Genomic DNA, 22,965 nt, shown 5'->3' on the forward strand with positions numbered 1-22,965 from the left:
TGTTCAGTGTTCAGTGTTCAGTGTTCAGTGTTCAGTAAGAGTTTTATTTATATTTTACAACCAAATTTATCTGGGTTGCATATCATATAGTTTATCAATTTCCCCACTTCTTCACTTTTTTGAAAAAGTTCTTCATAATTCTCTTTTGGCAAATAATCACAAGCCAAAGCAAATTTGAGCCAGGTTTGGGTTTCAGCATTTTCTGCATCACTATCTGTTAGTTTACTGATAAAATGCTTTGGATACAATCTTTTCCTATATGCTTCAGAAATATTTGCACAGACACTTCTTGAAGACCTCCTTACTTGGTCGGTCAAAGCATATTTTTCTTCTTTTGGAAACCTTTTAGACTCATCAAAAATATCCATTACCAAATCGAACCCTTTCTTATAGGCCAACAAATCTTCAAACTTCATTTTACTGTTTACTTACTTAATTTCACAAAATCCTGCTAACTGCCACTGCCAACTGAACACTAAAATTTCAAGCTTTCTATATCATTCCAATGGACTTTTTGCATCACGGTTCCGCTATTTAATTCCAAAACTCCAGGATTGGATCGCACTACTGTTTTTAAGGCTTTTTCATCACATAAATACCAGTCAAAGTCAATACCATAATCCTCTTTAACACGTTGTTTGGCATCTTCTCCAGAAGCTGTTAACCCAATGATTTCATAACCATTATCTCTTGCCCTTTCCTGTAAAGCCTTTAATTTTATAGCCCCTCCTCTTTCAATTTTTTCCAAGCTATAGGATACCACTACTAAAAGATTATGTTCGGTTAAAAAATGTTCGGTTAAATCTTCTTCATCACTCTCTATGGAAAAATCGACTACCGGTGGTGCATAGCCTTCCTGAATCATTTTGGTTTCCACACCAACAAATTCTCCTTCAACTGAAGGGTATGATCCATCGGTAACAATGATTTCTTCTTTTCCGTTCACATTAAATTTCCAACTATATTCCAAAATTGGCTTAGGTGCATCTTCTGGAATTTCCATACCCTCCTTTATATTCTTCCCAATGGCATATGCCCTAAAATCTACCGAAGGTAAATGCATTAACACATGGTAACCAAACCATAAACTCAAAACAAAGCCCAATAAAGCAACAATCGTTAAAGGGAATTTTGAAAATATAGGGTTAACATATTTTTTTCCAAAGAATAAAATCAAAATAAAAAACAACAATACCACATCTTTTGTAAAACTTTCCCATGGCGTTAATTTTAGGGCATCACCAAAACAACCGCAGTCCTTTACTTTATCGAAGTATGCCGAGTAAAAGGTTAAAAAAGTAAAGAACACTATCATACCCAATAAACTCCAAATAGTAAATTTTGGTTTATATCCAATTAAAAGGAAAACCCCTAAAACCACTTCAAAAACGACTACAAAAATGGAAATTCCCAAAGCATAAGGTTCCAAAAAGGGGATGTTTAATACCTCTGCACTAAAGTATTCCTGTAGTTTATAAGAAAACCCAAGTGGATCGTTCAATTTTATTAATCCTGATATAATGAATAATACACCTACAAATATTCGGGAAATGGTTACTAATATTTTCATAATTCTGTCATTCCTGTGAAGTCAGGAATCTTTTAATTGAAACTTAATTTTTTATATAGTGGATTCCTGCCTTCGCAGGAATGACAATTTTAACCTTCATTGAGATGAATCAATGCAAAAATCGCATAATTAATCATATCCTGATAATTAGCGTCAATACCCTCACTAACCAAGGTTTTGCCTTTATTGTTTTCAATCTGTTTAACGCGCAATAACTTCTGTAAAATTAAATCGGTTAAACTGCTTACCCTCATATCACGCCAAGCCTCTCCATAATCGTGGTTTTTATCCTCCATCAATTTTTTGGTAATGGCAATTTGCTCTTCATAAAGTACTGTTGCTTCTTGTGTAGTTAAATCTGGCTGCTCCACAACACCTTTTTGCAACTGAATCAATGCCATAACACAATAATTAACAATACCAATAAATTCACTTACTTCATCTTCATCAACTTTTCTAACATCATTTTGCTGTAAACCACGAATTCGCTGTGCTTTAATAAATATTTGATCTGTTAATGACGGTAATCTAAGTATTCGCCATGCACTACCATAATCACTCATTTTCTTAACAAACAAATTTTTACAGGTTTCTATAACAGCATCGTATTGCTTTGAAGTATCTTGCATATATAAAATTCTATTTGGGGTAAATTTCGTATAAATAATTAAAAAGTTCAAAGTTTAAGGTTTAAACTTTCATTTATATTTTATTTATTGCCACTACGAATTCCCTAATCACTATTTTTGAAGGGAATTTTACATTTTTTAAAAAATCGTGTACCTACCAGAAGGTAGTTTAATGCCAATATTTAATTTTATGACAATTAACTGTAAGGGACAACTCATCGATTTATCAACGCCAAAGGCTATGGGCATTTTAAACATAACCCCAGACTCGTTTTATGATGGTGGGTCCTATAAAAATGATAAAACCATTTTAAACCAGGTTGAAAAGATGATTGATGAAGATGCCACATTTATTGATATTGGTGCTTATAGTTCACGTCCTGGAGCTGATTTTGTTAGTGAAACTGAAGAATTAAAACGTATACTGCCCATAGTTAAATTAATTTTAGATAGATTTCCCCATGCACTTATTTCCATAGACACGTTTAGAAGTGAAGTGGCCAAGCAATGTATAGAAACTGGCGCCGCAATCATCAATGATATTTCTGCCGGAAAACTAGATAAAAACATGTTATCTACTGTTGCCGAATTGCGAGTCCCCTACATTATGATGCATATGCGTGGCACACCCCAAACCATGCAGCAACAAACCCAATACGACCATTTGATTAAGGATATTCTATTTTACTTCTCTGAACGTATTGCTGTAGCTAGAGAACTTGGCATTATTGATTTAATTATTGACCCAGGATTTGGCTTTGCCAAAACATTGGAACAAAATTTTGAATTATTAAATAATTTGGAATTGTTTAATATGATTGAAAAACCTTTATTGGTAGGTATTTCTAGAAAATCCATGATTTATAAAACACTAGGGAACTCTGCACAACAAGCTTTAAACGGTACATCGGTCTTGAATACCATCGCTTTACAAAAAGGCGCATCCATTTTGCGGGTACACGATGTGAAGGAAGCTGTGGAGTGTATTCAATTGGTTAAGTCGTTAAGTTGTTAAAAAATCATGAAATACCCTTTAACAAAAGTTGCAAACCTACCGATAATGATAATTAGGGCATTCCATCTGACAATTAAAAACAAATAAATATTAACAGATGAAATATACTTTCCTATTGGCTATTACCTTATTTATGTTTTCTTGCGGAAATAAAAAAGTGATACAACTGCCTGAAATCGATCATGCAGAAATTACCAAAATCAGTGATGTTTCAGCCGCTTATTTGTTTTACGACGAGACACAACCTGATAGTGTTTCATTAAATAGAAAAAACTTGATTAGCACCACCAATTGGTTGGTTAATGTGGACAAACGCCTCAGGTTGAAACAAGTAATCCCATACATTCAATTTTTACAAGAGAAAAAACAAAATGCAGGCCATAAAAACCCGAATGCCAAAAACTATTTTTCCTGCCATGATACCAGCAGTAATAATTTAGGATTTTTGGAGTTTACGGATGTAATTTATCATGAGGAGAGAATTAGAGCGTTTGATAAAAAAAACAAACAAGAATCCGAACCAAACCAAAAGGTTTTTATAAACGTAATTTCTAATGATTCAATACCTATCCACTACGCTTCTGGTTCATGCTCGACCAGTAATGGTTCAAAAAAAGATGATTTGCTTAATGGTATAAAATCAGATTTACTGCATTACGGGAATGTAATAATCTATGTTGGTTATCATAAAAATATATCTTTTCAGGATTATATAGGTATCAAGTCCAAATTGAATAGTTTTGAATTAGGTAACGCCAAAATATCAAACCATGAATTCATCACAGATTAACCCTTTTTTACTAAATTTACCAAAACCATAATCTTTTGGATATTTTTAAAGATCTTTTAAAATTTTCGGTTGTAGACGTTATAGACGTTATCCTTGTTGCCCTATTACTTTACTACCTCTACAAATTGGTAAAAGGTACTGTGGCCATTAATATTTTTATTGGAATTATTATTATTTATGGGGCATGGCGCTTAACAGACTTCCTAAACATGGAACTGCTAACTGGTATTTTTGGTGGTTTTATAAAAGTGGGCATTATTGCGTTAATCGTTGTTTTTCAACCAGAAATCAGGAAGTTTTTACTTATGGTTGGCTCCACCAACTTTGGCAAGCGGGGAAAACTTTTTAAGCAATTTAAATTCTTAAAAACAGAAGTTACCAACACCACCAATGTTGACGCCATTGTTTCTGCATGCAACAAAATGGCTATGTCCAAAACCGGTGCATTAATAGTTTTTGAGCGCAATAATAATCTTGATTTTTTATCGTCATCAGGCGATGAAATGAATATTAAAGTCACCCAACCTATCATAGAAAGTATTTTCTTTAAAAACAGTCCGCTTCACGATGGCGCCATTATTGTGAGTAACAATATTGTAAAGGCCACAAGGGTTATACTTCCGGTTAACAATGAAAAAAACATACCTCAACGCTTTGGTTTACGCCATAGGGCCGCCATTGGAGTTACCGAAAAGACAGATGCCGTTGCACTGGTAGTTAGTGAGGAAACAGGACACATTTCCTATTTTAAGGATGGGGAGTTTGTGGTGTTTGAAGACACCAATGAGCTAAACAAACTCATTAAAAATGATTTGGTTTAATTGATAAGGAACACAGAGGAATTCTTTTCGATTAAACTACCTCTTCCTTCTGTAAAAACTGTACTTCGTAAAGATTTTTATAATAGCCATCTTTCTTTTTAAGCAGTTCCTTATGGGTACCTTGTTCTACAAGTTTACCTGATTCCATAACCAAAATCTTATCGGCTTTTTTAACGGTAGCTAAACGGTGTGCTATAATGATAGAGGTCCTGCCTTTGGTTATTTTATCGGTAGCATTTTGGATAAGCTGTTCAGAATACGAATCAACAGAAGAGGTAGCCTCATCCAATATCAAAATACTAGGGTTGGTAACATAAGCCCTTAAAAAGGATATTAATTGCCGTTGCCCAGATGACAACATGGCACCACGTTCCTTTACATTATAGTGATAACCACCTGGCAAGCTACTTATAAATTCATGCACACCTATGGCTTTTGCTGCTTCAATAACTTCAGCTTCTGTAATTTCTGGATGATTTAGCGTAATGTTATTTAAAATGGTATCGGCAAATAAAAATACATCTTGTAATACCACAGCAATTTGGGTGCGCAATGATGCTAGAGTCACTTCCTTGATGTTAATATTATCGATGGTAATATAACCGTCATTAATTTCATAAAAGCGATTCAATAAATTAATAATGGTCGATTTTCCAGCTCCTGTTGCTCCAACAATTGCAATGGTTTCACCTGCATTAACTTGAAATGAAACACCTTTAAGTACTTCTTCATTTTCAACATAACTAAATCGTACATTATTAAACCTAATATGGCCCCTAAAATGCTCTGCAACATAAGTACCATTATCATCAATCTGTGAAGTAGTATCCAATACTTTAAATACCCTGTTGGCTGCTACCATACCCATTTGTAGCGTATTGAATTTATCGGCAATTTGTCGCAAAGGCCTAAATAGCATAGGAATGTACATAATAAAAGCAACAAGAACACCTTGGGTTACCTTACCTTCCAATACAACGTTTAAACCACCATACCAAGCTACCAATCCTATAGTCACCGATGATGCCAAATCTGCTATAGGAAAGAAAATAGAGTTATACCAGACCGTTTTTAACCAACCCCTTTTATGACGTTCGTTAATGGCTTTAAATTTTTTGTATTCAATGGCTTCCCTTGTAAATAATTGAAGTATTTTCATTCCGGTTAAACGTTCCTGTACAAAGGAATTGAGATTGGAAACTTCGGTACGCACCTCTTCAAAAGCCTTCTTCATATATTTTTGAAAAACTCGTGTAGCGTATATCAATACCGGGAGCATAATAAAAACTATTAAACTCAATCTAATATTAGAGTAAAGCATAAAACTAAACACTACTGCCATAGTGAGTAAATCACGAATAATCATAAACAACCCTTGTCCAAAAATATCCGCAATACGCTCCATATCCGTTACGGCACGTGTTATGAGTACCCCAACAGAGGAGTTATCATAATACTTCATTTTAAACTTAAGTAAATGGTCAAAGAGCTTTACCCTTACATCCATAACCAAATTTTGTCCCAACCAAGACGCGTAATAGATAAACAATAACTGGAAAACGGTTTGTAGAAACAACACACCTAACATTAGTATGACATAGAACATAAAATCCTTTTCAACTTTTGTTGCAATACTATTATCAATGGCATATTCAGTAATCTTTGGGGTGGCAGCACTAACTATAGCTAAAAGTACCACCAACAGTACCAAACCTAAAAACACGACCTTATAAGGCCTAATGTATTGAAATAAGCGCTTAAAAAGCTTAACATCGAAAATATGTTCTTTTTTCTCCTTCATTTATAATTTTATATCATTCGGATAGGTCACTTTAATTAGATATAAGGCGTGGGCAGGTACAGAAAACCCAGCTTCACTCCTGTTTTTGGATTTAATTATATCATGTAAATCCTCAACACTCAATTTTCCCAATCCTATATTAATCATGGTACCTACAATTGCTCTTACCATGTTTCTTAAAAACCTATCGGCCTTAATGGTCAACTGCAGCTCATCATCTATCAATTGCCAATCACACTGCATGATATTACAATGATACGTTTTTACATCGGTATTACTCTTCGAAAAGCATTGAAAATCATTATACTCGAATAACACTTTAGACGCTTGCTTCATTTTTTCAATTGCTAACGTTTGCTTAACAAAATAGGCTGTGTTATATGTAAACACATTTTTCTTTAGTGCAATGCGATACAAATATGTTCTGCTTAGCGCATCAAATCGGGCATGTGCATCTGGTTTTACCTTAAAAAGATCAAGTATGGCAATATCGTTGGGTAAAAAGGCATTGAGTTTGTAAACTAGATTGTCATTATCAAATGAAACCTCCGTATTAAAATGAGCAAATAGCTGCTTAGCATGTACCCCTGCATCCGTCCTACCTGCACCAACAATAGCAATAGGTTCATCCAATAAGGTCGATAATGACTTTTCAATTACCTCCTGCACCGAAATGGCATTGGGCTGGTTTTGCCACCCATGGTATGCACTGCCATTATAAGACAATTCAATAAAATACCTCAAACGCTTTTTATACTTTTGTTGAAATAGCAAAGATAGCTAGTTTTACTATTGTTGCACAACTACGAATCTTAATTATATATTAAAAGCTACTGATATAAATTCAGGATATATGACCAAAATACTTTTGCTTTCAGATACACACGGCTATATAGATGATGATATTTTGAAATATGTAAAACAAGCCGATGAAGTTTGGCATGCAGGTGATATTGGAGACTTAAAAGTAACCGATGCCATTAAGGCCTTAAAACCTATAAAAGGTGTTTATGGTAATATTGACGATACAAAAATTAGACTGGAATTTCCTAAACATCATCGGTTTGTGTGTGAAGGTATTGATGTTTGGATCACCCATATTGGAGGTTATCCTGGAGCGTACAATACTCGTGTTCGTGATGTAATTAGAACCAATCCTCCAAAGCTATTTATTTGTGGACACTCGCACATTCTTAAAGTAATGCCCGATAAAAAACTAAATCTTTTACACATGAATCCCGGAGCTGTTGGAAAACACGGGTTTCATAAAATGCGAACCATGTTGCGCTTTACCATAGACGGAAGTAAAATTGATAATTTGGAAGTAATTGAATTTAAAAAACGATAACAAAAAAACCCAAAGCTCTCGCTTTGGGTTTCACGCACTAATACTACTAAGATGATAGGTTTATCGCAATCGATCTACAGATTTTACAAGATCTTCATCCTTTTTAATGGCCTTATTGGCTAAAACCAAAAATACGATAGAAATGATAGGAAGAAACATCCCAATACCTTTCTCTGAAACCTGAGCTTCTCCAGATACATTTAGAGATTGATACACGAAAAATCCTAGTAAAAAAAAGTTTAATATAATGTTTAGTCGTCCCAACATGAATTGAGATTTCCTGTTGTTGTATCTAAAAATTGAAATCACCGATAATAACGCTGATCCTAAAAATAAACTTAAGACCAATACATCATCTTTAGCATAAACCCACTGCCCATGTATAGCTTCAATTTGAAATAGAGGAAATATAAATATTAGTCCGGCAGATACTCCTGCGGCAACTAATAAATATATGGTTTGTATGCGTTGTAACATGTGAATTTTAATATCGAAGGCAAAAATAATAGTTTCTTTTATAATTTAGGCAGTAAAAATTAAAATAAAGTTGTATAATTGCAGTAACAATCCACAACAATCACAATTGCAAGTTGTTAATTCTTCAGAATAAAAATTCATTTTTTTCAGAATAACCCAAAAATAATAGTAAAAAAATTATTCAACTAAACATCAAATGTTTGAAATTTCACAATTAAAGGAGAAGAAGCTCTCTGATTTACAGGAGATTGCAAAAAAATTAAACGTTCCTAAGTACCGTTCTCTCAAAAAATTAGATTTAGTATATCAAATCCTTGATGTACAAGCTGCCAATCCCGAAACAGCAAAAGGGATTAGCAATACCTCTCAAGAGCCTAAAGAAAAAACCGCTGCTAGGAAGCCACCTAGAAAACGCATTCAAAAAGAAGCTGCTCCTAAACCTCAACAAAATCAAGCAGAAGCTAAAGAGACCAAAACAGATAAACAAACTGAAAACAAGAAAGGTAACGACGATAATCCTAGGGTATCCAAAGACAAACAGCATCAGCATCAAAAAAAAGAACAAGGTCAACAGCATAAAAATCAAAATAAAGGTCATAAAGGCAATCAAAACAGCAACCAAAATAACGGTAACAAAGACAACAGAAACCGTTACCGTGAGCCAGATTACGAATTTGATGCCATCATAGAAAGTGAAGGTGTTTTAGATATCATGCAAGATGGCTATGGCTTCTTACGCTCGTCTGATTACAACTACCTATCCTCTCCAGATGACATTTATGTATCGCAATCGCAAATTAGATTGTTCGGATTGAAAAAAGGAGATACCGTTCTTGGACAAGTACGTCCACCAAAAGAAGGTGAAAAATATTTCCCGTTAATCAAGGTGACAAAAATTAACGGTCAAAAGCCAGAAGTGGTACGCGACCGTGTGGCTTTTGAACACTTAACACCCCTTTTTCCAAAAGAGAAATTTAATATTGCTGAAAAGCAAAGCACCATTTCTACTAGAATTATGGATTTGTTCTCACCTATAGGAAAAGGACAACGAGGTATGATTGTTTCCCAACCAAAAACGGGTAAAACCATGCTGCTTAAGGATGTAGCCAATGCCATTGCCGCTAACCATCCTGAAGTTTACCTTATGATTTTGCTGATTGATGAACGCCCTGAAGAGGTAACCGATATGCAACGCAACGTAAGAGGTGAAGTGATATCGTCTACCTTCGATAAAGAAGCGCATGAACACGTTAAAATTGCGGATATTGTTTTAGAAAAAGCAAAACGCTTGGTCGAATGTGGACATGATGTGGTTATCTTATTGGATTCCATTACGCGTTTAGCAAGAGCTTACAATACCGTTCAACCAGCATCAGGTAAGATATTAAGTGGTGGTGTTGATGCCAATGCATTGCACAAGCCAAAACGTTTCTTTGGTGCAGCTAGAAATATTGAAAATGGCGGATCACTTTCCATTATAGCAACTGCACTTACCGAAACTGGGTCGAAAATGGACGAAGTTATATTTGAAGAATTTAAGGGGACTGGTAATATGGAATTGCAGTTGGACAGAAAAATATCCAACCGTAGAATTTTCCCTGCTATCGACTTGACCTCTTCCAGTACGCGTCGCGATGACTTATTATTAGACGACAACACCATTCAACGTATGTGGGTCATGCGTAAGTACCTTGCCGATATGAACCCTGTTGAAGCTATGGAGTTTATTAACGAACGCTTTAAACAAACGAGAAATAATGAAGAGTTTTTAATTTCAATGAATGGTTAAAAGTTATTCATTAGTTACATACAAAAAGCCTTGAAAAATTATTCAAGGCTTTTTTATTAACAAGTCGTTCTATGTTTAAAAACTGGCTAAACAACTGTCAGTCCTAAAAAAAAAGCCTTTCATTTCTGAAAGGCTTTAAATTTCTTTTGGCTTCTATTAAAGTGCAGCAACGTGCTTTGCTAAACCAGATTTAAGGTTTGCTGCTTTATTAGCATGAATAACGTTTTTCTTAGCCAATTTGTCCAACATAGACGCTACAGAAGGGAATAAAGCTTCTGCTTCTTTTTTGTCTGTCAACTCACGCAATTTCTTAATCGCATTACGAGTCGTTTTGTGCTGATACCTATTGGTTAATCGCTTAGCTTCGTTACTTCTAATTCTTTTTAAAGCTGACTTATGATTTGCCATTTTATTTTTTTACTTGTTAAAATATTGTAGCCCGTAGGGGAATCGAACCCCTCTTACCAGGATGAAAACCTGGCGTCCTAGCCGATAGACGAACGGGCCATTGTTTTTTGAGAGCGCAAATATAAATTTAAAATTTAAACCTGCAAAACTTTTCAATTAACTTAGCAATGTTTCCATTGCGGATGCAAAAATACAACTATTTTTAAATGCTGCAAGCACAAAATATTTTTTTTTGAAAAAAAATATTATCAGTATGCTTTTGCAAATAAAACCCTGCCTTTAGAAGGTTTTCCACTGTACACACAAACCCCTTCTTCAGCACTCATTTCTAACGGAATACACCGTATGGTAGCTTTTGTTAGCTCTTTAATCTTGTCTTCCGTTTCATTGGTACCATCCCAATGTGCAGAGACAAAACCTGCTTTTGTTTCTAAAACAGTTTTAAAATCCTCAAATGTATCAACCTTAGTAATATGTTCATCCCTGTATACTAATGCCCTATTGAATAGAGATTCCTGTATCTCTGTCAACAAGACTTCAACTTTTTCTTTTAAATCTCCTAAAGCAATAATCTCTTTAGTTAATGTATCTCGTCTAGCTAATTCGACTGTGCCATTTTCTAAATCTTTAGGGCCGATAGCTATTCGTAATGGCACGCCTTGCAATTCATGTTGGGCAAATTTAGCACCTGGTCGTAATGTATCTCTATCATCATACTTCACAGAAATGCCACTACCTCGCAAATCTTTTACAATACTATTTACAACCTCTGTAATGGCATTAAGTTGCTCTTCGCTTTTATAAATGGGAACAATCACCACTTGGTTAGGCGCTAAACTTGGTGGCAATACAAGACCATTATCATCACTGTGCGTCATAATCAAGGCTCCCATTAAGCGTGTAGAGACACCCCAAGAGGTTGCCCAAACGTAATCCTGCTTGCCTTCTTTAGTTGCAAACTTTACATCGAATGCCTTGGCAAAGTTTTGTCCTAAAAAATGAGATGTTCCAGCTTGTAATGCTTTACCATCCTGCATTAAAGCTTCAATACAAAAGGTTTCTTCGGCCCCTGCAAAACGTTCATTTTCTGTTTTCACACCCTGAATCACAGGAATGGCCATAAAGTTCTCTACAAATGTAGCATAAACATTATTCATCAATTTAGCCTCATTCATAGCTTCGTCTTTAGTAGCATGTGCCGTATGGCCTTCCTGCCATAAAAATTCGGCAGTACGTAAAAACAAACGTGTCCGCATCTCCCATCGCACCACATTGGCCCACTGATTCACCAAAATTGGTAAATCCCTATAAGACTGGATCCAATTTCTGTAAGTGTTCCATATAATAGCTTCACTGGTTGGCCTTACCACAAGCTCCTCTTCTAACTTAGCTTCAGGGTCTACACGTAGTTTCCCTGGATTTTCTGGATCGTTCTGTAGTCGATAATGCGTAACAACCGCACATTCTTTTGCGAAACCTTCGGCATTTTTTTCTTCAGCCTCAAACAAACTTTTAGGCACAAATAACGGAAAATACGCATTTTGATGTCCCGTTTCTTTAAACATTCTATCGAGTTCTGCTTGCATTTTTTCCCATATGGCATATCCGTAAGGCTTAATGACCATACATCCTCTAACTGCCGAATTCTCTGCTAAGTCAGCCTTAACAACCAATTCGTTATACCATTTTGAGTAATCCTCCGCTCTACTTGTAAGTTTTTTGCTCATACTAGTGTTTTGGCACAAATATTGTGACTATGTTAAATAAAAATAGTTTGGCAAAACTAACTATTTTTGTTATGTTCAACAATAAAATTCTGTAGATATGCAATTTAACAACTACCTAAAAAGAAAAATGCCAATTTTAGCCGTTTTAGGTCTAGCAATTGGATTAACGTCATGTGGTTCATATCAATATGTAGGTGTTGATAATGATGGAATTTATGGTACAACAGAGCCGCACGTAACCTATGAACAAGCTGTTGTTGAAATACCTAATCAATCAAATAGCAATTACTACAAAAACTATTTCAGAAATAAATCTCTAGAAGCCCAACAAATATCTGCAGAGGACGCCATATTCACTGATATAGACTCTTACTCAAGTGACAATTATGTTGTAAATGACACCTTAACCAACGATTACCAAGGTTATGCCGGATGGGGAGAAGACAGTAACAGTATTACAATTAATTATATAGATAATGGTTGGAATAACTGGGGATGGAATTCAGGCTTTGGTTGGGGATGGAATAGTTGGAGATGGAACCGTTGGAACAACTGGGGATGGAATGTAGGCTTTGGTTGGGGATGGAATAATTGGGGCTGGAACAGTTGGGGATATTACGATCCGTTTTGGTGCCCACCTTACTATGGGTATTACAATAGCTGGGCCTATTATAGACCATATAGATATGGCGGGTATTACAGCTATCCTTACAGATCACGCTATTATGGATACAACAGTTATTATAGCCCAAGGGTTTCTTATAGTGCGAGTAGACGAGGAAGCTATGCCACTAATAGAAGAACCTCTAGTGCCTCTAGTGTAACAAATTCTAAATATACAAGACGAAGCAGCGTCGCATCATTAACTAATCGCAGAATAGCATCTAGTGCAAATTCTAATGCTTCATCTCGCAGATCTTATGGCACTTCCAATAGAACTTATAATCCTAGTGGACAAAGACCGTCATCAAGTACGGTAAGACGAAGCACGTCAGTATCGCCATCGGCAAATTCAACGCAACGTTCATCATCTTCAACAGTAAGAAGGAACTCTAGCAGTGTGTACCGCTCATCACCTTCATATAACAATTCAAGAAACAGTAATTCGTCTTACAGTAGAAGAAGCTCAGGTTCATCTTCCAACAACCGTAGCTATAGCAGTGGCAGTAGTAGCTCTAGATCTTCTGGTTCGTACTCACGATCTAGCAGCAGTGGCAGCAGTAGAAGTTCTGGAAGCAGTAGTAGTGGAAGAAGGCGTTAAATTAAAATTAAATTTTTTAATTCATTAGAATATCAGTAACATTGGTACGTGGATGCCTACATCCTTGTTTAAAAACAACTTAATACTATGAAAAAGTTAAATTTACTACTTATAACCGTTCTTTTCTTAACCACAATGCATGCTCAAGATTTGAGTGATGCCTTACGTTATTCACAGGACAACATACAAGGAACTGCACGCTTTAGAGCTTTAAGTGGTGCTTTTGGTGCCCTTGGAGGCGATATGAGTGCCGTAAGCATTAACCCTGCCGGTTCGGCTGTTTTTAGTCAAAGTCATGCATCCCTTAGTTTGTCTAACGCCACTGTTACCAATGACACCCGGTATTTTAATGGATTAGGATCTACTAGTGAATCTAACTTTGACATTCACCAAGGGGGCGCTTCCTTTGTATTTGCGAGTAGAGACAATTCTCCCTGGCGTAAATTCTCTATTGGTATCGCCTACGATAGAACCAACAATCTTGATAATAGTTGGTATGCTAGAGGCACCAATACCAATAATCAATCTATTGACCTTTATTTTCTTAACTATGCAGATGGTGTAAGGCTTGGGGACATTTCTTTATTAAATGGAGAATTTATAGAAGACGCTTATAACGATATTGGAAATGTATTTGGCTTTGCACACCAACAAGCTTTTTTGGGTTATCAATCTTATATTTTGGAACCTGATGCTGATGACGATAATAATACAACATATTATTCAAACCTAGTAGATGGTGATTTCGCACACGACTACATCTACACATCTACTGGATATAATGGTAAAGTCGCTTTTAACTTTGCCGCACAATATGAGGACAATTTGTATTTAGGATTAAATCTGAATTCCCACTTTATAGATTACCAAAAGTCAACCTCTTTAGAAGAAACCAATAACAATTCTTCTTTAGACTTTATTAGATTTGATAACACACTTTTAACCAGAGGTAGCGGATTCTCATTCCAGATAGGTGGTATTTTAAAATTAAGTCAGGAGTTTAGGGTTGGCCTAACCTACGACTCCCCTATTTGGTATACTATTGAAGAAGAAACCACCCAACTCATTGACTCAAATTTAGCTGATCCTGATATTGTATATGTTTCAGATATTGTTAACGTTTACCCAGAGTACAAACTACAAACACCTGCTAAAGTAACAGGTAGCCTAGCTTACATTTTTGGACAACAAGGCTTGATTAGTTTTGATTATTCCAGAAAAGATTACAGCAACACCAAATTTAAACCAGAATCGGATTACTCCGATTTAAACGCCGATGTTAATGATGCGTTCACTAATGCTGCTACGTACAGGTTAGGCGGTGAATACAAACACAAACAATTCAGCTTTAGAGGCGGATATCGATATGAGGAAAGTCCGTATGCCAATGGTAAAACGGTTGGAGATTTAACCGGTTATTCTTTAGGATTAGGCTACAGCTTTGGAAACACTAAACTAGACTTTACCTGGGATCAAGCCAATAGAGCGTTTGAAACGCCGTTGTACAATGTTGGTTTAACTGATACTGTTTCAATAGACAGAACAAACTCTAACCTTACACTTTCGTTAAGTTTTAATATATAAACCCTATTATACTTTAAAGCGTTTAAACAATATCTAGTTTAAACGCTTTTTCTTTGTAATTTATCAAAACATTTTAAGACTAACCGTCAATAATCAATTGTTAACTAAAGAGTAAGCATAAAAAAAGTGAAATGTTTATCTTTGCAGATTAAAATCTAGATTTCATAAAAAATGAAACGAGCATTAACAAATTTTAAAAATTTATTTTTTGCAGGGAATATTTAAAATTTTTAATGTGAGAACGGAGTGGTTGCACACCTTCTCAATTTTATAATTAACATATTGTTAGCGAATTACTAAAATTAAAACATGTGAAAATTAATAATTTGGATGAGTTTGACGCTTTAGGCAACGACCACATTGGCACATCGGAAGATACGCCCATGCGCAACGATGCTTTTAAACTATCGAAAGATGAAAAAATCGATATTATAAAAGATGATGTACGCCACATTATGGAAACCTTAGGCCTAGACCTTAGTGACGATAGCCTAAAAGGAACACCTTTGCGTGTTGCCAAAATGTTCGTTAAGGAAATTTTTGGAGGTTTAGATCCTGAAAAAAAGCCAAGTGCCTCAACTTTCGAAAATAAATACAAATATGGCGAAATGCTGGTTGAAAAAAATATCACGGTTTATTCAACCTGTGAACACCATTTATTGCCCATAGTTGGCAAAGCACATATTGCTTACATTTCCAATGGTACCGTTGTAGGACTTTCTAAAATGAACCGTATTGTGGATTATTTTGCTAAACGTCCGCAAGTACAAGAACGTTTAACCATACAAATTGTTAGGGAACTACAGAACGTTTTACAAACCAAGGATGTTGCCTGTGTTATTGACGCCAAACACTTATGCGTGAATTCTAGGGGTATTAGGGATATTGAGAGTAGTACCGTGACTTCAGAATTTGGTGGACGCTTTAAAGATAAAGCCACAAGACAGGAATTTTTAGATTACATTAAATTGGATACCAAGTTTTAATGCGTTGAATCGTTTGGCGTGTTGTTATATAGACGACAAACGAACAATTTAACGACGTAAAAACAAACAACTAAACATAAATGCAACCATACCATTCCCAAAGTATCAAAATATACAACTCACTTACTGGAGAAAAAGAAACGTTTAAAGCTATTAACGAAGGCCATATAGGCATGTATGTTTGCGGTCCAACGGTTTATAGCAATGTACACCTAGGAAACGTAAGAACGTTTATGTCCTTTGATGTTATTTTTAGATATCTTAAGCATTTGGGATACAAAGTACGCTATGTACGCAATATAACCGATGCTGGTCATTTGGAAAACGATGCTGATGTTGGGGAGGATCGTATTGCAAAAAAAGCGCGTTTGGAAGAAATTGAGCCTATGGAAGTGGTACAACGCTATACGGTTGATTTTCACAACATTCTTAATGCCTTCAATTTTTTACCACCCAGTATAGAGCCTACGGCAACCGGTCATATTATTGAACAAATTGAATTGATAAAAACCATTATAGACAATGGCTTTGCCTATGTGGTTAATGGTTCGGTATATTTTGATGTACACAAATTTAACCAAACCAATGATTATGGCAAACTGAGTAAGCGTAAACTTGAAGATTTAATCCACAACACCCGTGAGTTGGATGGACAAAGTGACAAAAAGAACCCACAAGATTTCGCTCTATGGAAACGGGCCGAACCACAGCATATTATGCGATGGCCTTCGCCTTGGAGTGATGGTTTTCCGGGTTGGCATTTGGAATGTACCGCCATGAGCACCAAGTATCTTGGAGAACATTTCGATATTCATGGTGGCGGTATGGATTTAAAGTTTCCGCACCACGAATGTGAAATAGCACAAAATGAAGCTGCTAAAGGACAAACCCCTGTAAATTACTGGATGCATGCCAATATGCTGATTATGAACGGTAAAAAAATGGCCAAATCAACTGGCAATTATATTCTTCCTGGTGAAATATTTACTGGCAATAACTCCAATATTTCAAAGGCCTTTTCGCCTAGCGTAGCACGTTTCTTTATGCTGCAAGCTCATTATAGGAGTATCTTAGACTTTACCAATGATGGATTATTGGCTGCCGAAAAAGGATTTAATCGCCTTATGGATGCCCTAAGCATTTTAGATGGTCTAAAAGCTTCAAACACATCATCTTTGGATATTAATAACTGGAAACAAAAATGTTATGATGCGATGAATGACGATTTTAATTCGCCCATTTTAATCGCACAATTGTTTGAAGCAGTAAAATACATTAACCAAATAAAAGAAGGTAGTGAAAGCATTTCCATTGAAGATTTAGTGCTTTTAAAACAAACCCTTCATACTTTTATTTTTGATGTTCTAGGTTTAGAAAATGTTACCGAAATAGCTTCTGGGAGTGATAAATTATCGGGAACCGTAGAAGTTCTTATTAAATTAAGGCAAGAAGCTAGAGCCAACAAAGACTTTGCTTTATCTGATAAAATTAGGGACGAACTGTCTGAAATTGGCATTCAACTTAAAGATGGTAAGGACGGGACAACCTTTTCTATAAATTAGTTCTTTTGTTAAGTCAAATAACTGTTTAGTTGTAAAACGATTGAACAACTCCACGACTTACGTAGAGATATTATTATGAAAAAACTACTCATAGCACCTTTTTTATTGTTAATCAAGATGTATCAAACCTTGATATCGCCACTTACACCTTCAGCTTGCCGATACACTCCCACATGCTCACAATATTCTAAGGAAGCTTTACAAAAACACGGCTTGATTAAAGGCGGTTGCCTAGCCATAAAACGTATTTTTAGTTGTCATCCCTGGGGTGGGTCTGGGTATGATCCAGTACCATGATTAGTAAACTATATTATTCGTTATAAGCAGAATTATAAAAAAAGCATTATTCTGAATGTTTCTTTTTAGAGGCAGATTGGGGTGCTTACTTTATGTTTCATTCAAAAAATGCTTTTAGCATAGAATGCTACTCAAATATACAAAAATATCGTTCAAAAGCAAATTTTATCGATTAAATGTTTTAAAAAATTATTAATTCTCTGGTATTTGTCTTAAAATCTCCAAAACAAATGTCCAAAATTTTTGCACAGAAGATATTTGTACTCGTTCATCGGGTGAGTGCGCCCCTTTGATATTGGGCCCAAAACTTATCATATCCATATCGGGATAATTTTGCCCCAAAATACCACATTCCAAACCAGCATGACAAGCCGCCACATGAGGTATTTCATCATTTAAATCCTCATAAATTTTTGTCATCACCTTTAAAATTGAAGACTCCATATTAGGCTGCCACCCTGGATAGTTTCCCGAAAACTCTACTTCACAGCCAGCTAATTCAAATGTTGCCTGAAGTGCATTAGCCAAATCCATTTTAGAACTATCGACCGAAGACCGTGTTAAACAGGCAATATGTATGCTCCCGTCCTTAACCAAAACCCTGGCTATGTTGTTGGATGTTTCCACTAAGTCTGGAATATCTGCACTCATCCTATATACACCATTGGGAGCAGCATATATAGCTCGTGTTAATCCCTCTTGAACAACTAAATCCATTATGGTCTTTGGCGTATCACACTTAGTAACTTCAATTATTAAATTTGGCTCTGTAATTTTGAGTTCAAGTTTAATAGTATTGGCAAGCAAAGCCATTTCAGTTAAAAAAGCATCTTCATGAATGGCATCAATAGCAACAACAGCCCTACTTTCCCTTGGAATGGCATTCCGCAAGCCTCCACCATCAATCTCAGAAATTCGCAGGCCGAAATTCCTAAAACCTTCAAATAGTATCCGATTCATTATTTTATTGGCATTACCCAGCCCTTCATGGATTTGCATTCCCGAATGTCCGCCTTGCAATCCCTTAACAATTATTTGAAATCCTGTTTTAAATTTCGGTGTTACTTCTTGCTTATAATCTTTTCTTGCTGTTATATCAATCCCACCTGCACAACCTACACCAATTTCATCATCCTCTTCAGTATCCAAATTGAGTAAAATGCCTCCTGAGAGCAACCCTTCTTTTAATCCCATAGCTCCCGTCATGCCAGTTTCTTCATCAATAGTAAATAAAGCTTCAATAGCTGGGTGCGAAATATCTTTACTTTCTAAAATGGCCATTATGGTTGCCACACCCAAACCATTATCGGCCCCTAAAGTGGTCCCTTTAGCCTTTACCCAATCGCCATCTACAAACATCTCAATACCTTGTGTATCAAAATCAAATACAGTATCGTTATTTTTTTGATGAACCATATCTAAATGCGACTGCATCACCACCGTAGTTCTGCTTTCCATTCCTTTAGATGCACGTTTTTTGATAATCACATTACCTACCTCATCAATTATGGTTTCTAACTCTAGATTTTCACCAAATGCCTTCATAAAGGCAATAACACGCTCTTCTTTTTTAGAGGCTCGTGGTACTGCATTTAAATCGGTGAAATTTTTCCAAACAGCGCTAGGTTCAAGTAATCTGATTTCTGAATTCATAATATTTATATTAATAGCTTACAAAGGTACATATTCCTATCAGGATTTATAAATAGTTTTCTATTTTTGATTTATGCTGAAGAACAAAAAATTATTGATAGCACTTAGTATAATACCACAGTTTATACTAATAAAAATACTAGCCCATTACCCTGTATTTGTTGAACAATATTACAGTAATGGTCTATACCCATTTATTTCAAAATGGTTTCGACACATCTTGGGTTGGATACCTTTTTCGTTTGGAGATATCATATACACGTTTACCACATTTTACGCGTTACGGTGGTTTTACAAAAACCGAAAGCGCTTGAGAAAGGATACTAAACGCTGGTTTGTTGATATACTTGTAGCCGTATCGGTTTTTTATTTTGCATTCCACATATTATGGGGCATCAATTATTACCGTTTACCACTTCATGATAATTTAAATTTAAATGCCGATTACACTACCGAACAACTCATAAAGGTTACTGAAAAACTGATAAAAAAAGCAAATAGTTTACACTTAGAAGTTGTAAAAAACGACACAATTAAAGTCGATCTACCGTACGGTAAAAGTGAAATCCTATTTCTGGTTCCACAAGGTTATAAAAACTTAAAAGTCAAGTTTCCACATTTGGAGTACCACCCAAAAAGTATTAAAAAATCATTGTACAGCTATCCTTTAACCTACATGGGGTTTAGTGGGTATTTAAATCCGTTTACCAATGAAGCCCAAATAGATGGTATTATCCCTAAATTTAAATTCCCTACTACAGCTTCGCATGAAATTGCACATCAATTGGGCTATGCCGCAGAGAATGAAGCCAATTTCATAGGTTTTCTAGCCGCTTCTAATCACGATAACACCTATATTAAATACTGTGGTTATGCCTTTGGTCTACGTTTTTGTCTTAATGAAATTTACTTGCGGGACGAATGCCTTTTTGAAGATATGGTAGCCGATGTAAACAAAGGTATTTTAAAAAACTATAAGGAGACCCGAGAGTTTTGGGAGGCTCATGAAAATCCGTTAGAGCCCTTTTTTAAATTGTTTTATGGTAATTTTTTAAAGGTAAATAACCAAACCAAAGGCATGGATAGTTACAGTTATGTTGTGGCCTTACTGGTTAATTATTTTAAAGAGAATGAGGTTTAATTAAAGTATCTTTACAATTCTTATGGCCAAAGAAATTACAAGTACACAAAATGAATTTATAAAGCAACTCGTTCAATTAAAGGACAAATCGCGAGAGCGCAAAAAAATGGGATTGTTTTTAATTGAAGGGCAACGAGAGATTCAATTGGCTTTAAATGGTGGTTATGCGTTGGAAACCATTTTATTCTATCCCGATTTATATTCCGAAGCACAACTCAATGATTTAACAACGCAGCACATTAACACCATTGAAATCTCAAAACAGGTGTATCAAAAACTAGCCTATCGCAGTACTACTGAAGGTATTTTGGCTGTTGCAAAAACCAAACCACACGATTTGGATCATTTGGAACTTGAAACCAAAAACCCATTAATCTTAATTGCTGAAGCCCCAGAAAAACCTGGAAATATTGGTGCCTTGTTACGTACAGCCGATGCCGCCCATGTGGATGCAGTAATTATTGCTAACCCTAAAACCGATATGTACAACCCTAATATTATCAGATCTAGTGTGGGGTGTATTTTTACCAATACCCTTGCAACAGGAAATACACCTGAGATCATCTCCTTTTTAAAAGAAAACAATATTAATATTTATTGCGCTGCATTACAGGCCTCGGTTAACTATCATACAGAAGACTTTACCCAACCTACTGCTATTGTTGTAGGGACCGAAGCCACGGGCTTAAGTAATGATTGGCTTGAACATTCAACCCAAAATATAATTATTCCCATGCAAGGTGAAATAGATTCCATGAATGTGTCGGTTGCAGCAGGAATTCTTATTTTTGAAGCCAAAAGACAGCGGAACTTTAAATAACCTTCATTACTAATTATTAATTAATTCTATGACAGCAAACACCCTTTTTTATATTATCATTGCTATTTTGATTATCAATTTTATAGTCGATAAATTTATTGATGCTTTAAACGCCAAACATTTTAATGATATTTTACCTAAAGAGTTACGGGATGTTTATGAGGATACAGAGTACAAAAAATCTCAACGTTATAAAGCCACAACTTACAGATTTGGCATACTAACCTCAACTTTTTCTTTGGTATTGACTATAGGGTTTTTATGGCTTGATGGTTTTGAATTTGTAGATAATATAGCAAGGAGCTACAGTGATAATACTATAATCATAGCTTTACTCTTCTTCGGAATTATAATGATAGGCAGTGATATCTTAACAACGCCTTTCTCATATTACAGCACCTTTGTTATTGAAGAACAATTCGGGTTCAATAAAACTACTATTAAGACATTTATTTTGGACAAACTAAAGGGCTGGCTTATGATGGGAGTTATAGGCGGTGGACTTTTAGCATTGATTATTTGGTTCTATCAATTTACAGGGCAACATTTTTGGCTTTATGCTTGGGGCTTGGTGACCTTATTTACGGTATTTATGAATATGTTCTACTCCAAACTCATTGTCCCTTTATTTAATAAGCAAACACCTCTAGAAACAGGTAGTCTGCGTGATAAAATTTCAGAATATGCCCAGACTGTTGGCTTTAAGTTGGACAAAATTTTTGTGATAGACGGCTCAAAACGCAGTACCAAAGCCAATGCCTATTTTTCAGGATTTGGTAATGAAAAACGGGTGACCTTATATGACACTCTTATTAACGACTTGGAAGACGAAGAAATTGTTGCTGTTCTAGCACACGAAGTGGGGCACTACAAAAAGAAGCATATTATTTTCAATCTCATGGCCTCTATTTTATTAACAGGATTCATGTTGTTTGTTTTATCTTTTTTTATTTCCAATCCCTTGTTATCAAATGCTTTAAGCGTAGAAATCCCGAGTTTTCATATTGGACTGATTGCTTTTGTTTTACTGTATTCGCCTATTTCTGAATTTACTGGATTGGTCATGAACCTTGTGTCTAGGGCTTTTGAATATCAGGCAGATGATTATGCCAAAAACACCTATAAAGCGGAGCCTTTAATTACCTCACTTAAAAAACTCTCCAAAAACAGTTTAAGTAATTTAACACCTCATCCCGCTTATGTGTTTATGCATTATTCACATCCTACCCTTTTGCAACGGATTAGGAATTTGAGAACGTAGATAAATTTCTTTAAATGCTTGGTGG

At 35.5% G+C, this 22,965-nt stretch carries 22 protein-coding genes and 1 tRNA gene; 13 read left to right on the plus strand and 10 right to left on the minus strand.

What is annotated here, in order from left to right; all coding sequences use genetic code 11:
* Positions 1–47: 47 nt before the first annotated feature.
* The 3 genes from MR053_RS09150 to MR053_RS09160 all read right to left on the minus strand — a co-directional run bounded on the left by MR053_RS09150 (position 48) and on the right by MR053_RS09160 (position 2,199).
* Positions 48–416 carry a four helix bundle protein gene (locus tag MR053_RS09150; RefSeq protein WP_242132144.1) on the minus strand — a complete coding sequence of 123 codons (369 nt, stop codon included), beginning with the start codon at positions 414–416 and terminating at the stop codon, positions 48–50.
* Positions 417–475: 59 nt separating this feature from the next.
* A complete protein-coding gene (locus tag MR053_RS09155; RefSeq protein WP_242132145.1) occupies positions 476–1,570 on the minus strand; it encodes a BT_3928 family protein in 1,095 nt (364 codons plus the stop codon).
* An 89-nt stretch (positions 1,571–1,659) separates the two neighbouring features.
* On the minus strand, positions 1,660–2,199 hold the full coding sequence (locus tag MR053_RS09160) for a DUF1599 domain-containing protein (protein ID WP_242132146.1): 540 nt from the start codon (positions 2,197–2,199) through the stop codon (positions 1,660–1,662).
* A gap of 190 nt (positions 2,200–2,389) precedes the next feature.
* Here MR053_RS09160 and folP point away from each other — a divergent pair, with 190 nt between their 5' ends.
* The 3 genes from folP to MR053_RS09175 all read left to right on the plus strand — a co-directional run bounded on the left by folP (position 2,390) and on the right by MR053_RS09175 (position 4,825).
* Positions 2,390–3,214, plus strand: a complete 825-nt coding sequence (gene folP, locus MR053_RS09165) for a dihydropteroate synthase (RefSeq protein WP_242132147.1) — start codon at positions 2,390–2,392, stop codon at positions 3,212–3,214.
* Positions 3,215–3,311: 97 nt separating this feature from the next.
* On the plus strand, positions 3,312–4,004 hold the full coding sequence (locus tag MR053_RS09170; RefSeq protein ID WP_242132148.1) for a hypothetical protein: 693 nt from the start codon (positions 3,312–3,314) through the stop codon (positions 4,002–4,004).
* Between the two features lie 35 nt (positions 4,005–4,039).
* Complete coding sequence (locus tag MR053_RS09175; RefSeq protein WP_242132149.1) at positions 4,040–4,825, plus strand: diadenylate cyclase; 786 nt, start codon at positions 4,040–4,042, stop codon at positions 4,823–4,825.
* A 31-nt stretch (positions 4,826–4,856) separates the two neighbouring features.
* Here the strand turns inward: MR053_RS09175 and MR053_RS09180 are convergent, their stop codons facing one another.
* Together MR053_RS09180 and truA are read right to left on the minus strand one after the other, a co-directional pair.
* Positions 4,857–6,626, minus strand: coding sequence for an ABC transporter ATP-binding protein (locus MR053_RS09180; RefSeq protein WP_242132150.1), 1,770 nt, complete (start codon positions 6,624–6,626; stop codon positions 4,857–4,859).
* Positions 6,627–7,370: a tRNA pseudouridine(38-40) synthase TruA gene (gene truA, locus MR053_RS09185; protein WP_242132177.1), complete on the minus strand. Its 744-nt coding sequence runs from the start codon at positions 7,368–7,370 to the stop codon at positions 6,627–6,629.
* 109 nt (positions 7,371–7,479) lie between these two features.
* On the opposite strand from truA, the gene MR053_RS09190 reads away from it, so the two are divergent.
* Positions 7,480–7,974: a metallophosphoesterase family protein gene (locus tag MR053_RS09190; RefSeq protein ID WP_242132151.1), complete on the plus strand. Its 495-nt coding sequence runs from the start codon at positions 7,480–7,482 to the stop codon at positions 7,972–7,974.
* A gap of 60 nt (positions 7,975–8,034) precedes the next feature.
* On the opposite strand, the gene MR053_RS09195 is transcribed toward MR053_RS09190, so the two are convergent.
* Complete coding sequence (locus MR053_RS09195) at positions 8,035–8,451, minus strand: DUF4293 domain-containing protein (protein ID WP_242132152.1); 417 nt, start codon at positions 8,449–8,451, stop codon at positions 8,035–8,037.
* Between the two features lie 196 nt (positions 8,452–8,647).
* Between MR053_RS09195 and rho the strand changes: the two genes are divergently transcribed.
* A complete protein-coding gene (gene rho / locus MR053_RS09200; RefSeq protein ID WP_242132153.1) occupies positions 8,648–10,240 on the plus strand; it encodes a transcription termination factor Rho in 1,593 nt (530 codons plus the stop codon).
* A 156-nt stretch (positions 10,241–10,396) separates the two neighbouring features.
* On the opposite strand, the gene rpsT is transcribed toward rho, so the two are convergent.
* The 3 genes from rpsT to proS form a co-directional block, all read right to left on the minus strand.
* Positions 10,397–10,648, minus strand: a complete 252-nt coding sequence (gene rpsT / locus MR053_RS09205) for a 30S ribosomal protein S20 (protein WP_223550737.1) — start codon at positions 10,646–10,648, stop codon at positions 10,397–10,399.
* A gap of 27 nt (positions 10,649–10,675) precedes the next feature.
* Positions 10,676–10,747 (minus strand) — tRNA-Glu (locus MR053_RS09210).
* A 149-nt stretch (positions 10,748–10,896) separates the two neighbouring features.
* Positions 10,897–12,375, minus strand: coding sequence for a proline--tRNA ligase (gene proS, locus MR053_RS09215; RefSeq protein WP_242132154.1), 1,479 nt, complete (start codon positions 12,373–12,375; stop codon positions 10,897–10,899).
* Between the two features lie 97 nt (positions 12,376–12,472).
* Here proS and MR053_RS09220 point away from each other — a divergent pair, with 97 nt between their 5' ends.
* The 5 genes from MR053_RS09220 to yidD all read left to right on the plus strand — a co-directional run bounded on the left by MR053_RS09220 (position 12,473) and on the right by yidD (position 18,065).
* Positions 12,473–13,636 carry a hypothetical protein gene (locus MR053_RS09220; RefSeq protein ID WP_242132155.1) on the plus strand — a complete coding sequence of 388 codons (1,164 nt, stop codon included), beginning with the start codon at positions 12,473–12,475 and terminating at the stop codon, positions 13,634–13,636.
* A gap of 87 nt (positions 13,637–13,723) precedes the next feature.
* Positions 13,724–15,220: an OmpP1/FadL family transporter gene (locus MR053_RS09225; protein ID WP_242132156.1), complete on the plus strand. Its 1,497-nt coding sequence runs from the start codon at positions 13,724–13,726 to the stop codon at positions 15,218–15,220.
* A gap of 311 nt (positions 15,221–15,531) precedes the next feature.
* Positions 15,532–16,206, plus strand: coding sequence for a GTP cyclohydrolase I FolE (folE, locus tag MR053_RS09230; protein ID WP_223550730.1), 675 nt, complete (start codon positions 15,532–15,534; stop codon positions 16,204–16,206).
* An 80-nt stretch (positions 16,207–16,286) separates the two neighbouring features.
* Positions 16,287–17,768, plus strand: coding sequence for a cysteine--tRNA ligase (gene cysS / locus MR053_RS09235; protein WP_242132157.1), 1,482 nt, complete (start codon positions 16,287–16,289; stop codon positions 17,766–17,768).
* Positions 17,769–17,843: 75 nt separating this feature from the next.
* Entirely contained in the window at positions 17,844–18,065 is a 222-nt protein-coding gene (gene yidD, locus MR053_RS09240) for a membrane protein insertion efficiency factor YidD (protein WP_223550727.1), read from the plus strand.
* Positions 18,066–18,257: 192 nt separating this feature from the next.
* Here yidD and MR053_RS09245 read toward each other — a convergent pair whose 3' ends face one another.
* Positions 18,258–19,718 carry an aminoacyl-histidine dipeptidase gene (locus MR053_RS09245; protein WP_242132158.1) on the minus strand — a complete coding sequence of 487 codons (1,461 nt, stop codon included), beginning with the start codon at positions 19,716–19,718 and terminating at the stop codon, positions 18,258–18,260.
* A 73-nt stretch (positions 19,719–19,791) separates the two neighbouring features.
* Here MR053_RS09245 and MR053_RS09250 point away from each other — a divergent pair, with 73 nt between their 5' ends.
* The 3 genes from MR053_RS09250 to MR053_RS09260 are packed head-to-tail and all read left to right on the plus strand — an operon-like array spanning position 19,792 to position 22,940.
* Positions 19,792–20,859: a DUF3810 domain-containing protein gene (locus MR053_RS09250; RefSeq protein ID WP_242132159.1), complete on the plus strand. Its 1,068-nt coding sequence runs from the start codon at positions 19,792–19,794 to the stop codon at positions 20,857–20,859.
* A gap of 22 nt (positions 20,860–20,881) precedes the next feature.
* Positions 20,882–21,679: a TrmH family RNA methyltransferase gene (locus tag MR053_RS09255; protein WP_242132160.1), complete on the plus strand. Its 798-nt coding sequence runs from the start codon at positions 20,882–20,884 to the stop codon at positions 21,677–21,679.
* Positions 21,680–21,707: 28 nt separating this feature from the next.
* Positions 21,708–22,940, plus strand: coding sequence for a M48 family metallopeptidase (locus tag MR053_RS09260; RefSeq protein WP_242132161.1), 1,233 nt, complete (start codon positions 21,708–21,710; stop codon positions 22,938–22,940).
* The last annotated feature ends 25 nt before the right edge of the window (positions 22,941–22,965 follow it).

The sequence above is a fragment of the Aestuariivivens marinum genome (assembly GCF_022662175.1).
Classification (GTDB): Bacteria; Bacteroidota; Bacteroidia; order Flavobacteriales; family Flavobacteriaceae; genus Aestuariivivens; species Aestuariivivens marinum.

Bases quoted from the DNA above. Each gene is read 5' to 3' on its own strand.
- yidD (WP_223550727.1), top strand. From the start codon at position 17,844: ATGAAAAAACTACTCATAGCACCTTTTTTATTGTTAATCAAGATGTAT.
- MR053_RS09190 (WP_242132151.1), top strand. From the start codon at position 7,480: ATGACCAAAATACTTTTGCTTTCAGATACACACGGCTATATAGATGAT.
- proS (WP_242132154.1), bottom strand. From the start codon at position 12,375: ATGAGCAAAAAACTTACAAGTAGAGCGGAGGATTACTCAAAATGGTAT.
- MR053_RS09170 (WP_242132148.1), top strand. From the start codon at position 3,312: ATGAAATATACTTTCCTATTGGCTATTACCTTATTTATGTTTTCTTGC.
- rho (WP_242132153.1), top strand. From the start codon at position 8,648: ATGTTTGAAATTTCACAATTAAAGGAGAAGAAGCTCTCTGATTTACAG.
- MR053_RS09245 (WP_242132158.1), bottom strand. From the start codon at position 19,718: ATGAATTCAGAAATCAGATTACTTGAACCTAGCGCTGTTTGGAAAAAT.
- cysS (WP_242132157.1), top strand. From the start codon at position 16,287: ATGCAACCATACCATTCCCAAAGTATCAAAATATACAACTCACTTACT.
- MR053_RS09225 (WP_242132156.1), top strand. From the start codon at position 13,724: ATGAAAAAGTTAAATTTACTACTTATAACCGTTCTTTTCTTAACCACA.
- MR053_RS09150 (WP_242132144.1), bottom strand. From the start codon at position 416: ATGAAGTTTGAAGATTTGTTGGCCTATAAGAAAGGGTTCGATTTGGTA.
- folP (WP_242132147.1), top strand. From the start codon at position 2,390: ATGACAATTAACTGTAAGGGACAACTCATCGATTTATCAACGCCAAAG.
- MR053_RS09155 (WP_242132145.1), bottom strand. From the start codon at position 1,570: ATGAAAATATTAGTAACCATTTCCCGAATATTTGTAGGTGTATTATTC.
- MR053_RS09220 (WP_242132155.1), top strand. From the start codon at position 12,473: ATGCAATTTAACAACTACCTAAAAAGAAAAATGCCAATTTTAGCCGTT.
- MR053_RS09255 (WP_242132160.1), top strand. From the start codon at position 20,882: ATGGCCAAAGAAATTACAAGTACACAAAATGAATTTATAAAGCAACTC.
- MR053_RS09160 (WP_242132146.1), bottom strand. From the start codon at position 2,199: ATGCAAGATACTTCAAAGCAATACGATGCTGTTATAGAAACCTGTAAA.
- MR053_RS09180 (WP_242132150.1), bottom strand. From the start codon at position 6,626: ATGAAGGAGAAAAAAGAACATATTTTCGATGTTAAGCTTTTTAAGCGC.
- MR053_RS09250 (WP_242132159.1), top strand. From the start codon at position 19,792: ATGCTGAAGAACAAAAAATTATTGATAGCACTTAGTATAATACCACAG.
- MR053_RS09260 (WP_242132161.1), top strand. From the start codon at position 21,708: ATGACAGCAAACACCCTTTTTTATATTATCATTGCTATTTTGATTATC.
- MR053_RS09195 (WP_242132152.1), bottom strand. From the start codon at position 8,451: ATGTTACAACGCATACAAACCATATATTTATTAGTTGCCGCAGGAGTA.
- rpsT (WP_223550737.1), bottom strand. From the start codon at position 10,648: ATGGCAAATCATAAGTCAGCTTTAAAAAGAATTAGAAGTAACGAAGCT.